The sequence below is a fragment of the Anaerobacillus alkaliphilus genome, assembly GCF_004116265.1.
In the GTDB taxonomy this organism is placed as follows: Bacteria; Bacillota; Bacilli; order Bacillales; family Anaerobacillaceae; genus Anaerobacillus; species Anaerobacillus alkaliphilus.
In genome coordinates this window covers 22,105-35,693 of record NZ_QOUX01000020.1, presented here as the reverse complement: position 1 = coordinate 35,693, position 13,589 = coordinate 22,105, and the positions used below count along the sequence as shown (strand labels likewise).

The 13,589-nt window shown below is 38.9% G+C and carries 12 protein-coding genes; 2 read left to right on the top strand and 10 right to left on the bottom strand.

Annotated elements, in window-relative coordinates; genetic code table 11:
- Positions 1-364 precede the first annotated feature (364 nt).
- Positions 365-1,378 (top strand): C40 family peptidase, encoded by a 1,014-nt coding sequence (locus DS745_RS04925; protein WP_129077173.1) that lies wholly within the window; start codon positions 365-367, stop codon positions 1,376-1,378.
- A gap of 42 nt (positions 1,379-1,420) precedes the next feature.
- Here the strand turns inward: DS745_RS04925 and DS745_RS04920 are convergent, their stop codons facing one another.
- On the bottom strand, positions 1,421-3,331 hold the full coding sequence (locus DS745_RS04920) for a S8 family peptidase (protein ID WP_129077172.1): 1,911 nt from the start codon (positions 3,329-3,331) through the stop codon (positions 1,421-1,423).
- A gap of 156 nt (positions 3,332-3,487) precedes the next feature.
- On the opposite strand from DS745_RS04920, the gene DS745_RS04915 reads away from it, so the two are divergent.
- Complete coding sequence (locus tag DS745_RS04915) at positions 3,488-4,327, top strand: polysaccharide deacetylase family protein (RefSeq protein ID WP_129077171.1); 840 nt, start codon at positions 3,488-3,490, stop codon at positions 4,325-4,327.
- 35 nt (positions 4,328-4,362) lie between these two features.
- Here the strand turns inward: DS745_RS04915 and DS745_RS04910 are convergent, their stop codons facing one another.
- The 9 genes from DS745_RS04910 to DS745_RS04870 form a co-directional block, all read right to left on the bottom strand.
- Positions 4,363-5,751, bottom strand: coding sequence for an N-acetylmuramoyl-L-alanine amidase (locus tag DS745_RS04910; protein ID WP_129077170.1), 1,389 nt, complete (start codon positions 5,749-5,751; stop codon positions 4,363-4,365).
- Between the two features lie 147 nt (positions 5,752-5,898).
- Positions 5,899-7,368: a C40 family peptidase gene (locus tag DS745_RS04905; RefSeq protein ID WP_129077169.1), complete on the bottom strand. Its 1,470-nt coding sequence runs from the start codon at positions 7,366-7,368 to the stop codon at positions 5,899-5,901.
- A gap of 585 nt (positions 7,369-7,953) precedes the next feature.
- A complete protein-coding gene (gene fabZ / locus DS745_RS04900) occupies positions 7,954-8,385 on the bottom strand; it encodes a 3-hydroxyacyl-ACP dehydratase FabZ (protein ID WP_129077168.1) in 432 nt (143 codons plus the stop codon).
- Positions 8,386-8,483: 98 nt separating this feature from the next.
- Positions 8,484-8,750 carry a DNA-directed RNA polymerase subunit beta gene (locus tag DS745_RS04895; RefSeq protein ID WP_129077167.1) on the bottom strand — a complete coding sequence of 89 codons (267 nt, stop codon included), beginning with the start codon at positions 8,748-8,750 and terminating at the stop codon, positions 8,484-8,486.
- Between the two features lie 31 nt (positions 8,751-8,781).
- Entirely contained in the window at positions 8,782-9,618 is an 837-nt protein-coding gene (locus DS745_RS04890; protein WP_129077166.1) for a flagellar hook-basal body protein, read from the bottom strand.
- Between the two features lie 121 nt (positions 9,619-9,739).
- A complete protein-coding gene (locus DS745_RS04885) occupies positions 9,740-10,549 on the bottom strand; it encodes a flagellar hook-basal body protein (RefSeq protein ID WP_129077165.1) in 810 nt (269 codons plus the stop codon).
- 69 nt (positions 10,550-10,618) lie between these two features.
- On the bottom strand, positions 10,619-11,623 hold the full coding sequence (mreB, locus tag DS745_RS04880; protein ID WP_129077164.1) for a rod shape-determining protein: 1,005 nt from the start codon (positions 11,621-11,623) through the stop codon (positions 10,619-10,621).
- Between the two features lie 106 nt (positions 11,624-11,729).
- Entirely contained in the window at positions 11,730-12,014 is a 285-nt protein-coding gene (spoIIID, locus tag DS745_RS04875; protein WP_129077163.1) for a sporulation transcriptional regulator SpoIIID, read from the bottom strand.
- 792 nt (positions 12,015-12,806) lie between these two features.
- The gene (locus tag DS745_RS04870) at positions 12,807-13,169 is read right to left on the bottom strand and encodes a nuclease-related domain-containing protein (RefSeq protein ID WP_129077162.1); all 363 of its coding nucleotides are present in this window, start codon (positions 13,167-13,169) and stop codon (positions 12,807-12,809) included.
- Positions 13,170-13,589: the final 420 nt, after the last annotated feature.

Here is a 13,589-nt window from a genome sequence, read left to right as displayed (position 1 = left end):
GTATAATTTCCTCAAAATGTATTGTCAACCATTTTCCTGAGAAAAGTGCAACGAAATACATTTTTTGTAATAATAGCTATACCTTAAAGGTTAGAGGACTAGTAACATAAGTTATCAATATCATACATTACTATCCAATAATTTCATAGTATTTTTCAAAAATTTTAAGAAAATTAACAGAATATGTGGACAATTGTTGATAAACATTTCATTTCCTTCATTAATATACCAAAAAATATGGTATATTAAACCTCTACTTCCAAATTGTTAAGAGATTGTAATAATAGACAACCTTTTCATATGGTAGACTTATAGCATAGCTTTTTTTACAAGAATCAACAAAATGTCATAAAGAGGTGTTCCAGTGATAAGGAAATTTTTAGCTAGTTTTCTAATACTTACATTAATACTGACGTTACTGCCACCAAAAGGTTACACACAAACATCAAAAAATGAAGAAATTGTTTCCTTGGCAAAAAAGCAATTAGGAGTTCCTTACCGGTTCGGGGGATCTTCACCAAGTGGGTTTGATTGTTCGGGCTTCTTATATTATATATTTAAGGAAGCTGGAATTACTTTGCCACGTACATCAAGTGACCAATACAATATTGGTGACAAAATTAAAAAAAGCGACTTACAGATTGGTGACATAGTTTTCTTTGAAACGTACAGGTCAGGACCATCCCACTCAGGAATCTATGTTGGTGACCGTAAATTTATTCATGCTTCTTCTAGTAATGGTATCTCAATATCTTCTGTAGATGATCCACATTACTGGAATTCTCGTTACCTTGGGGCACGCAGAATTGTTGATGAACCAATCCAAATGGTATTAGCCATCCTTCCTGCTGGAGAGTATCATGATGTTAGCACTGATCACTGGGCATATAACCAAATTAAATGGCTCGGTGAAAAAGGCATCATTAACGGTTATGACCAAAGTTTCTTCTTACCTGGAGAGGTTGTTACAAGATCACAAGCATCTGTCATTATCGCTAATGCATTAGGGATGAACGTATCAAATAAGAAAAGTGGCTTTAAAGACGTCCCAGAAAATCATTGGGCTGCAGGAGCAATTACAGCCGTAACAGAAGCTGGTTACTTTAGAGGTTATGACGACGTTTTTAGACCAGAGGAAATTTTGACGAGAGAACAAATTGCAGTATTATTTACGCGAGTGTTTAATTTTACAGTGAATGAGAATAAGAAGGTTTCCTTTACTGACATCCCAGAAACTTATTGGGCACATAACGCCATTCAGCGTCTAACATCTAACGGTATTGCTTCAGGTTATTCTGACTCTACATATCGCCCGAAAAACGAAGTGACAAGGGCTGAGTTTTCAGTTTTCCTATTTAGAGCATTACATATGAAATAAATTAGAAGAACGACATCCATTTTGTTTGGACGTCGTTCTTTTTTACTTACTTAGGCTTCTTGCTAAAAATGTGGTTAACTCCGCTCGAGTTACTGGTTGCTTTGGCCTATACGTCCCATCTGGATAACCAGTGGCAATCCCTTCACCTACAGTCCGTTGAATGGCAGAGAATGTGTAATGTTTTGGATCTACATCCGGGAATGTTTGGTTCGTTGTTTTCGATAAATTGAAGGCACGTGTTAAAAATACGGCTACTTCTTCCCTTGTCACAGGGTTGTTTGGTCGAAATGTGCCATCTGGATAGCCAGTTATCAGACCCAACTCCTGTGCAGTTTGGATAAAACCTGAAGCAAACAATGGCTCATGAACATCAGGAAACACCGTTCTTCGTTTTGTCCCATCTAGCTTTAACGCTCTTCCAATAAAGGCAGCTAATTCAGCTCTTGTCACAGCGCGATTAGGCTTAAACGTGCCATCAGGATAGCCACCTACAATTCTTTCTTCTTGAAGCTGATGAAGGGCACTAATATACCAGTCTCCTACATTAACATCTGAATATAATTTCGCTGTTTTTTGATATTCACTTTCAATATAAATAGATGCGCGCTTAGATTCTAGACCGTCTTCGTTTACTGCTGAAACTTCGTAAGTATAAGCACCTCGAGTAATTTTTTCAGTGAACGATTGTTGATCGCTAATTTCACCAACTTTTTTATCATTACGATATATTTTAAAAGTTGTTGCCTCTGAATGTTGCCACATTAGCGTAAGAATTAATTCTCCATTTTCAAAGGTTTTTACATAACTTACGTTCATAGGCGGAGTTGGTGGAGGTAATTCAATTTTGATTTGGTTAGGAAACTTAATTCTACCGTAACCAAATAACGAGTCTCTACCAGGTGAGCCTAGATCGACTGTGTAGGTTCGAATGAGATTTCTTAACTCCTCATTTGTCTTTGACGGTTGTGCTTGTTTAAGAAGCGCTAGCATCCCTGTGACATGTGGTGCTGCCATAGACGTACCATTTAACGTTTGGTAACCTCCGTTTAAGTAGGTACTTTGAATCCGGACACCTGGTGCTGCCAATTCAACTTCGGTTCCATGACCTGAAAAGCTTGGGCGTTGGTCAAAACGATCTGTTGCAGATACCGCTATTACTGTAGTGTACTTAGCAGGGTATTCAACGGTATTTCCTCTTGTTAACGGGTGTCCATTATTCCCTGCTGCCGCAACTAGTAAGATATTATGTTGCTCGTACGCTTTTTTGAGAGCTGCCTCTAGAAAAGCTGAACCTTCTGATCCACCGACACTTAAATTGATGATGTCTATCTCCTCGGCTATTGCCCATTCAATTCCTTTGATAACGTCAGAATGATAACCATTTCCCTCGTGATCTAAAACTTTAATGGCATATAATTCCGTTTCAGGAGCAATCCCCTTTAAACCTTGCAAGTTTTTACCCGCACTGATGACTCCAGCAACATGAGTACCATGGCCATTATCATCTGCGTAAGAGTCCGTATAGGAAACAAATGATACACCTTTTTTTATGTCTAAATCAGTGTGTGGTGCTATACCCGTATCCATGACGGCAACTCTAACACCTTTACCGGTTAAATTTTGTGACCAAGCGTTTGAAGCTTCAATTTTCTCTGTTCCCCAATCGACCCAATGTGAGGAAACAGAGATCACTTTATCTTCTTCTAAATATTTTATTTTCGAATGAACCATAAGTGATGGAAGCCGTTCTAAAGGAACCATTGCTACTACCGAATTTATTGAAGGTAGTTCTTCAAGAACATGACCGTTCTTCGATTTTATCAATTCTTCATCAATGGTACCTTCAAACATAATTAGAACTCTTTGATAGCGTTCATCTGCTAAACTATTTATAGGTGAAAGAAAACTCCCGATCAATAATAAAAATAAGAGTGTTACTTTTATCCATTTCATTTGTTGCCTGCCTCCTATTTTACTAGAATAATACCAGTTTACATTAAGCTTGCTAGCTTTGAAACTACCAATATCCTCTTGTCGGGTTGAAGTTCCTGACAAAGAAATTTATAATGATTAAGTGTAAAAAATTGTATGAGCAAAGGAATGGTATTTTTGAAAAGACTCTTAAGCGTTCTTATCGTTACGTTCTTCCTTATAAGTGTTACAGGATGCGGTTGGACAAACTCCTCAACTGAGGAAAAAAATATTACGGTTCTCATGTACCATCACTTTGCTGAAGGTGAGGAAACAAGTGTGACTGTTGATCCTGAGCGTTTACGGGACCAGTTAGTTACTTTGAAGGAAGCGGGTTATGAAACGATTACTGAACGTCAGTTGGCTGACTACTTAAATGGGCTTGAGGTTGATATGCCTGATAAACCATTAGTTATTACTATAGACGATGGGTACATGAGCAACTATACAATCGCTTATCCCATTTTAGAAGAACTAGAAATGCACGCGACCATTTATGTCATCGTCAATAGTCGTGGTACAACCCCTGGCTATATTCCTCACTTTGATTGGGATGAGGCAAGGGAAATGGTTGCGTCGGGCTGGATTGATATTCAAAACCATACGTTTGACCACCACTTCACAATTGAAACGATCAACGGGAAAGAACGTCCTGTTTTAGTCGGTAAAATGGTTATCGATGGAGTTGAAGAAACTGATGAGCAGTATCGCGAGAGAATTATGGAAGATTTACGATTAGCCAAAGAGGTCATTGAAGCTGAGTTAGGTAATGAAGTATTCACGTTAACTTATCCTTTTGGTGCATTTAATGAGACTGTCATTGATGTTGCCACTGAACTTGGCCATCAGTTAATGTACACAGTGAAGCCAGGACTTGTAAAAAAAGGTGATAGTCCTTATGAACTTAATCGAATTAATGCAGACGGTAAATTTACAGGCGCCGACTTGCTAAAGGAAATTGAAAAATACAGTAAATAAAAAGAAGCAGCGGGGACGCTGCTTCTTTTTCATCACTATTTTGCGTAAAACTCAAGAACACCTAATAATATCGCTTCTGCTGCCGCTTCTTTAAAGGCAGCTGTTTTCATATAGTCTGCTTCGGCTTTATTGCTTAGGAAACCTAATTCAACTAGAACACTTGGCATTTGTGTTTCTCGGATTACATGGAAGTTTCCTTTTTTGGCTTTCCGATCAACTGTACGTAGTTTAGAGATTAGGTGCTTTTGGATCGTTTCCGCTAGTTCTTTGCTTTCATCACCACTAAACTTATCAAACCAATACGTCTCTGTTCCGTGGACGCTACCGTTTGTAAACGAATTCGCGTGAATACTAATAAAGGCATCTGCTTTAGCATCATTGGCAATTTTTGCTCGGTCGGCTAATTCTAAGAAGACATCAGTCGATCGTGTCATAATGACATTTGCTCCTGCCGCTTGTAATTTATTTCGAAGGAGAAGACTTACTTCAAGAACTAGCACCTTTTCAACTAAACCATTCCCTGATGCCCCGCTATCTCTTCCACCGTGACCAGGATCCACGACTAGGGTAATCCCACTAAGAGCACCGGTGGCAGACAAATGATCTACTTTAATATGGTTAAGCGAAACATAACCTGTGACCCCTAATGCCTCCATATGGGCCCAGTTATTTTGTATTGAGTAGATGTTAACTGTTGTTCCGTTAGGAAGTCTCTGTTCAAGGGCGGGGTGCGTTGCTCCCGGCCCAGTTCTTACATTTAACCCTTCTGGTGCATTAATGACCGTACCGAATGCAATTACTTCAGGAGCCTTTGGCTTTGGGCGTAAGTCAGGATATATCGCCCGCGCAAGAAAAAGTGCAAACTCCAACCTTGTTATCGAACGATCAGGACGGAAAGTACCATCAGAATACCCGACTGTAATTCCACTCTCTGCTAATCTAATAATTGACTGATAGGAAAACATTTGTGGACGAATGTCACTAAACGTTGCTGTTCTCGTTTTTTCAAGAGCAAATGCTCGATTTATAAATACAGCCATTTCACCTCGTGTAACTTCAGTACGAGGACGAAATGTACCGTCACCGTATCCGGTAACTATTCCTTTTTCAACACCTTCGGCAATAAGTCCAGAGGCAAAATGTTCTAGAGGAACATCTGGAAAAGTAGTTTCTCTCTTTGTTTCATCAAACCCTAGTGCTCTACCAATCATCGTTACCGCTTCTGCTCTTGTTACTGGATTATTCGGTCGGAATGTTTGGTCTGTATAACCTTGAACTATTTTTTGCTGGGCTAGTAGATTTACTTCATAACTATTAACATCCTTAAATAATGAACTAGCCTCATATACTTCTTTGCCTGTATGTACAAGTGTCGAAGCAAAACCGATGATGACTGCTAGTGTTAGTAGAAAGACCTTTCTCATATAGTGCCTGGCACCCCCCGAATAATGTCGAAATAACTCTAGTATAGTCTATCATAAAAGTCTCGCAAACTGACCTGAACGAAAGGCTTTATTTTAAGGAAAGTATTGGTAGGACCAATATAAAAAAAGACCACGGAAACCGTGGTCTTAGTTATATCTCTTTGCACCTAGATATCTTGTACTATAATAATTTGCAGTAAGGCTACTTATCGTTACACCTGATGAAGAGCCACTATGGATAAATTGGTTATTACCAATATAAATACCAGCGTGAGATGGGCCAGGTTTATAAGTTTCAAAGAAAACTAGATCCCCCACTTGTAATTGATCTACATTTGCCCCAACTTCCCATATATGTGCAACAGTTCTCGGGAGCTGAATTGTATTTTTTTGAAAAACATATTGAATAAATCCGCTGCAATCAAATCCAGAGGAAGTTGTTCCTCCCCATTGATAAGGAGTCCCTAATAAATGAGATGCATCGGCGATAACGTTCATTATATGAAAGCTATCTCTTACTTCTGATGGTAAGGTGATTACCGGTAATAACTTCTTCGTTGCTTCTTCTTCTAATTTCTGAATGGTACTAGTCGTTGCAAGTCCATCAGCAATCAATTTGTGCTGCTGTTGAAACACCTTAACTGCTTCTTCCGTTAACTGATCAAATAACCCTGTGACATCTCCTAGATACATACCGACTACCTTCAGCTGATTTTGTAATTCTCGAACAGCATCACCTGTGGATCCAACTCTTAACAAAAAGCTAGCTTCGGGGTGGATGATTGGTTGCGTCTGGATCACTGGCTCTGTGGGAGGTACGACTTCAGTTTTTTTTACGTAATCTCTAAGCGCTTCGAGAGTGCGACTATCGGCAACACCTGTAACCGGTAATTGTACTTTTTTCTGAAAATCTCTGATTCCTTTTGCAGTAACTTCTCCGTAATATCCTGTATATGTATGGTAGTAGAAAAATTTAGCTTGATCTAGCAATTGTTGTAGATCAGTAACAGCTTGCCCTCTAGAACCAATTGTAAGTGCAGGTTGTTGAGGGCTTCTTGAAGTGTTAGTTGCAGCTTTTGATGGTTGATCCATTTTACGTAGTAATGCTGTATGGGTTGCCGTATCAACAACTCCGGTAGATCTCAACCCATTACGTAATTGGAACTCTCTTACAGCTTTTTCGGTTACTGGTCCAAAGTAGCCAGTTGGATTAGCTTGAAAAAAGCCTGCTTGTTTAAGAGTTAATTGTAACTGAGTGACAGCTTGTCCTCGGGACCCTACCTTAAGTGTTACTTGCTGCTGGTTTTGAATTGATTGTTTAGGTGCTAGTAGGGATAGTGTTTGTTGATTGGCAACGCCTGTTCTTGGTAGCTGATTCGCTTGTTGAAATTTAGCGACTGCCTGTTTGGTTACTTCTCCATAAAAACCTGTAGACGTATGGTGTGTAAAGAAGCCCTTTTGTCTTAAAACATCTTGGAGTTCTTTCACATCTTGATGTCGCATTCCAGGTGACAGTTGTTGGTCACCTAGCGCAGCCTCTGCCACTCCTCCACTTGCAAAAACTCCCCCAGCTACTATTGATGTTGTAATAATTCCTCTTTTGATGCTTCTCTTCATGTTAGCACCTTCCTCTTTCCTGCTAATATTCTCTTATTTTACAACAATCGACAAGGTTTGTTATGGGACAAAGGTTATATTGTCATGAAAAATTTGGTATAAAACTTTTTTGCATACCAATAATATTTTTAAGGAGTTGGTATCAGTGGATGGATTATTATTTAGATTTTTCAAAGGTATGTTCTGGGGTAGTTTGTTAAGCATTCCACTCTGGATATCTTTTTTTGGCTGGTTGAAGTTGTTGGGATATGTGTTTTTACCTTGAACAGTAACTACGAGTAGGCATTTTGACGTTTGGACTGTAAATGGTCGTGTTTGGACTGTAAATTGTGCAGTTTGGACTGTAAATTTTAATTTCCGACCGTAACCCCTGCAGTTTGGACTATATTTTTAGTTTTCAATGTATTCGGCTTGGTGAGTTTGCTTGAGGAATAGTTCAAATATTGAGTTTCGCTAATAAAGTTTTCGTTTTGGACAATAAGTGGCTCAGTTTGGACAACAAAGATGCACTTCCAGACAATAAACCGTTATTTCCAGACAATAAAAATAAAAAGACAGGCCTCAGCACTGTCTTTTTGAAGATTCCTATTGTTTTTCACCTAATGCAAACATTAATTCAGCTTCTGCGACTAATTTTCCATCTACATAAGCAGTTCCTTTGCCTTTACCGATAGATCCCTTAAAACGTGTCATTTCAACTTCAAGGCGAAGCTGATCTCCAGGCTTAACTTGTCCCTTGAAGCGGCATCCATCAATACCTGCAAAGAAAGCCAAGCGTCCACGGTTCTCTTCCTTAATTAACATAGCTACTGCACCAACTTGAGCTAGCGCTTCAATAATGAGCACACCAGGCATCACCGGAAACTCCGGGAAATGTCCGTTAAAAAACTCTTCATTAGCAGTCACATTTTTAATTCCAACCGCTCGTTTCCCTTCTTCTACTTCAAGAATTCGATCTACAAGTAAAAATGGATAACGATGCGGGATAATTTCTTTGATTTGTTGGATATCTAACATAACAATTAGTACCTCCTATTAGTAACAGATAATAATTAGATTGTATCACAATTTTCCAAAACAAAAAAGCTGCGAAAACATAAATTGTTCTCACAGCCTTAATCTCCGTCCCCATAGATGATATCATAAATTTTTAACCAAGGACCCTTTCCTAAGACATCCTTCGGTTCACCATCACCAACAACACCATAACCAAACATGGCGCCAGCTAGGATACTCGCAGCAAAAATTATTGTCACGAACACAATGCGTAACCAAATTGGGAAGATACGAATTGGCTTACGCCGATTACGCTTTTTTCTTTCTTCCTTCTTTTTCCGGATTTGCTCTCTATTTGACGATTGGTTTTCAATGTCTTTAGTCATGTACCTACACCTTTTTATTCTAGAGTAAAACTTACCCTCTAATATTATTTACTAGTCCCATCATTTGATCAGCGATAGAAATAGAACGTGTGTTAAATTGATATGCTCGTTGCGCTAAAATGAGGTCACTCATTTCTTTTCCTAAGTCAACATTGGAGCCTTCAAGTGCCCCCTGAATTAGTCTACCAGGAACCCCTTCTAGTACATCTTGATAATTTAGACCGAGTGCCTCAAGATTAGGAAAACCAAAATAATTGTCACCCATATTTTGTAGCAATTGCGGTTTATTTATTTGAACAATTTGAAGTCTTGCAACCTCTTGTTCAACATCTTGGTTATTAGCACCTTTCGTCGTAACAAGAATACGGCCAGTTTCGGTAATTAGTAAGGACTCGTGCCTTGCAGGAATTGTGATAGCTTGTCCAGTTTCAGACATTACGTATCGTCCGTCTGAAGTTACTAAATAAACTTCATTTTCATTGTTAGGATTAGGTGTAAAGTAAAAGGCACCATCTCTCGTAAACTGGCGTGCTCCATCCGTACTAACTACTTCAAAAAGTAAGTTTTTATCACCTAAGGCAAGATCAAGTGTGCGTCCAGTTTGCATAATGGCACCTTGTTCCATTCTTAAGGCTGTTTGCGAAACCCGCGCTCCCGTGCCCATACGTAATCCAAGGGGTGTATTACGACCAACTTCTTGTCTTGCCACAGGTTGATTATTCAGTTGTTGAAATAGCAAGTCTTGAAATTGAACATCACGACGTTTGAAACCAGTAGTATTTACGTTTGCTACATTATTAGATATTGTATCTAACTGTTTTTGCAATTGGCCCATCGTCACTGTTGCCGTAATCATCGATCGATTCATGAAAGCACCTCTTTATAATTGTCAATTGTCAATTAAGAATTATGAATTATTGAAAGTGAAACTTCGAAGCAAAGCCCTCAACCCAATTGACAATTCATAATTGATAATTCCTAATTATCTTTTATCCTAGCCTTCCAATCTGGTTTACTGCTTTTTCTAGGCTTTGGTCATATGCTTGAAGTATTTTTTGGTTTGCTTCAAAGGCACGGAACGCTGTCATCATATCTGTCATTGCCTGCGCAGAGTCAACATTTGAACGCTCAACAAAGCCTTGTTGCAATTGGAATGTCATATTCGGATTACCGATTGCTGATACGACAGCTTGTCCACCCGCGTAACGAAGGAGTCCGTTTCCTTCTTTTACTAATTGGTTCGGATCTTGAACAAATGCTACGTTGATCTGAGCACCTGTAGATAGTAAGCCTTCTCTAGACATCTGAAAATCCTCACTACCAACATTAATTCTTGTTCCGTTATTATCAAGGACATAATGACCCTCACTTGTCGTAAGGAAACCTTGTCCATCTATTGTAAAATTTCCGTTCCTTGTGTAACGTACTTCACCATTTTGATTTTCAACAGTAAAAAATAATGAACCAGGACGACCTGTTTCTTCATTCATAGGTACGACACCTTGAAGTAAGGCGATGTCTGTACTGTTTCCGGTCTCATGAATATCTCCTTGGCGAAAATTCATCGTGCGTTCTTGAAGGTACACTCCTGTACTTAATTCACCGACCGTGTGAGACTTCCCTAAGGGGCGATTGTCGACTCCCATCGCTTTAATTAGCATGTTTGGGAACGCGCGTAATGACGCATCATCAGCACGATAGCCTGGTGTATTCACGTTCGCTAAGTTGTTTGTTATCATTTCCTGGCGTCGTTGCTGTGAGATCATTCCGGCAGCAGACGTATAAAATCCACGGATCATTTTATTTCACCCCTATGGTTTGTTTCTTTATATATCGGTTTATAGGACTTATATTTTCAATTGTAAAATTTAGAATTTATATTTTCGCTTCGACACCTTGTCCAAGTTTTCAAGTAAAATACCCGTTCCTTTAGCGACACATTGCATCGGCTCATCGGCAATCAGTACTGGAACTTTTAATTCTTCAGCAAGGAGAAGGTCAAGTCCATGTAATAATGCGCCACCACCTGTAAGAATTACACCGCGATCAATGATATCAGCAGAAAGTTCAGGTGGAGTTTGCTCTAAGACACTTTTGGAGGCTTGTACAATGTGTGAAACCGGCTCTTCAAGTGCTTTATGTATCTCATCTGAGTATACGGTAATGGTACGTGGAAGTCCACTGACTAAATCACGTCCACGGATGTCAATTTCTTCCGTACGACTACCTTTAAAAACAGTTGCCACTTGCATTTTAATCATTTCAGCCGTACGTTCACCGATCAACAACTTATATTGCTTCTTTATATAGTGGAGTATTTCTTGATCAAACCTGTCCCCTGCGACTTTAATTGAAGAGGCGGTGACAATATCGCCCATTGATAATACAGCAACATCTGTTGTCCCACCGCCTATGTCTACGACCATGTTACCGCTTGGTTGGTAAATATCCATGCCTGCTCCAATTGCCGCAACTTTTGGTTCTTCTTCCAAATACACGTTTTTTCCGCCACTTTTTTCTGCAGCTTCACGAATTGCTTTTTGCTCAACTGAGGTAATGTTTGTTGGGCAGCAAATTAGAATTCTAGGCTTCGCCAAAAATCCTCGTACATTAACTTTGTCTAAGAAATGTTTAAGCATTGATTCTGTTAAGTCAAAGTTTGCAATTACGCCGTCTTTCATCGGACGAAGCGCAACAATATTTCCTGGAGTACGTCCCACCATTCGGAACGCCTCATCTCCTACTGCAAGTACTTTATTCGTATGTGTATCTATTGCAACAACTGAAGGTTCATTTAGCACAATGCCTCTTCCTTTTACGTGAACGAGTACATTTGCCGTTCCTAAATCAATTCCAATGTCCCTGCCAAACATGATTTTTCCTCCCTGCTTTTGGTAGCCGATTCATCTATCACTAAATAGTTTATATCTAATGTAATATTTTATCATATATTGTCACTGCAGGGAAAATTTTTTCAGATTAAGATTGTGTTTCAGCTAACTTCTTTTGTACTGGTTCCGTTTTCTGATACTTAACCTTCGTCGCCTCTCCACCACGTAAATGACGGATCGACTTGTGGTACTCCAAAATTTCCTTCACTTCATTTGCCAGCTCTGCGTTGATTTCAGGCAATCGCTCTGTTAGATCCTTGTGAACTGTGCTTTTGGAAACGCCAAACTCTTTTGCAATTGTTCGGACGGTTTTCCTTGTCTCGACGATGTACCTGCCAATCTTGATTGTTCGTTCTTTGATGTAATCGTGCACACCTCTCGCCTCCTAATTCAATGAGGGTCCCGCGAGCTAGACTGAAGCTGTCCCGTTATAAAAATTCATCCCTTATATGTAAAGATGACTTCTCATTTCAATACGCCCCCGTCCAGTTTTCTTAGGCCCTTCGTTTGATAACTTTTGATTTGTAACATTTTATTAAGGTAGACGGGTATATATGCATAAAAAGGTAATAGGACGAGGTCTTTAATTTAGAATTTTGTAAATTCTTGCTTTTGTGGTACCAATTCGAGCGATTTTAGGAGGTTGAAGGAGGCGGTTCATTTGGAGTGAGTTTGTGACTTTTAGAAAATTTCCAATTTGTTTGTTTGTAAAAGTAGGGCTAATTAATAAAGAATAATGAGAAATCGCGGTAAGGTGGGCTTCTGGGGCCTTGGTTTGGCATTTGGGGCATTTCCAGGTGCCATGTACTCTAGCCATCGGAAGATAGTTACAACTCGGACAATGAACACCGGTTAATAGTTCTTCTTCCTTAATGTCAAATTCCTGTAGGAGATTCGGCAGGAGCGGTTGATGTTGTTTTTGGATTTGTTTTGCTAACTTTTTTATTTCTTTATTGGTTATGTTAGTTTCGGGATGAGTTTTTTCAAGTAGGTTTATTTTGATGGTGAGAAATTCATTTCGTAGAACTTTGTTAGAAATAGTGTGAAGGATGGTGTTGGGATTTGTAAAAACAACTAACGCGAGAATTGGAATTTGAGCGTAGCCTTGTTGATTTAACCATTTTCTGAGGTTATGTTCATGAAAATATATTTGGATTAAAGGATCCTAGTAAACCTTCCTCGTCCCATCGATCTCTTGGACCATTTGATGGTTTTTTTCATCAATCGTAACTTCTCCAGCATGACTTTTTGCTTCTATAATAAGCAGGAATTTCAGTGTAATTAATAGGGTATCAATTTGGAAGTAGTGTTCTCCAGTATAAAGGCGAATTCCACGGAGAATTATGTAGTCTTTTTCGGGTAGGTAGGTTAATTGATAGTCTACTGCGCACTCACCTCGGTAACCTGAGAGTTGTCGACGTAATTTTTCGTTAATTAATGGTAGTTTCGGATGCTCTGGAAGTATTCGCAGCTTAAGAGCTTGTAGGGCTTGAAGGTAGGGCGACTGTTCTCGCTTGTTTTTCGTCATTTGATCACTCCTTTTTTAAATAATTATAAGGTAAAGTCCTGTACTTGGCCGTGACAATTTAGTTAATTATCATTTTTAAATCATCCTAACTAAGTTGCCGTTACCCTTTAAAAAGCTTTTTTCTATTAAATAAAAGTTTTTCTATCAATTAAAGAGCTTTTTCTATCATTTGAATTAATTATTCTATCAAATACTTCAGTTATTCTATCAATTAGAAGCTTTTTTCTATCAAATGCCTAAATATAACCCTAATTTAGGTGACCACACTCAAATCTCCAGCACTTACTACTAGCTTGTCTTTCTTCTTGAGCATTTGACTATTCCGTTTCAACCGCTATGCAATGTCGCTAAATTTCAATTTACGTTCTTTAATAAGAATAAAATTGGTGTTTTAATAATAAGGTTAAGAGGAGATATGAC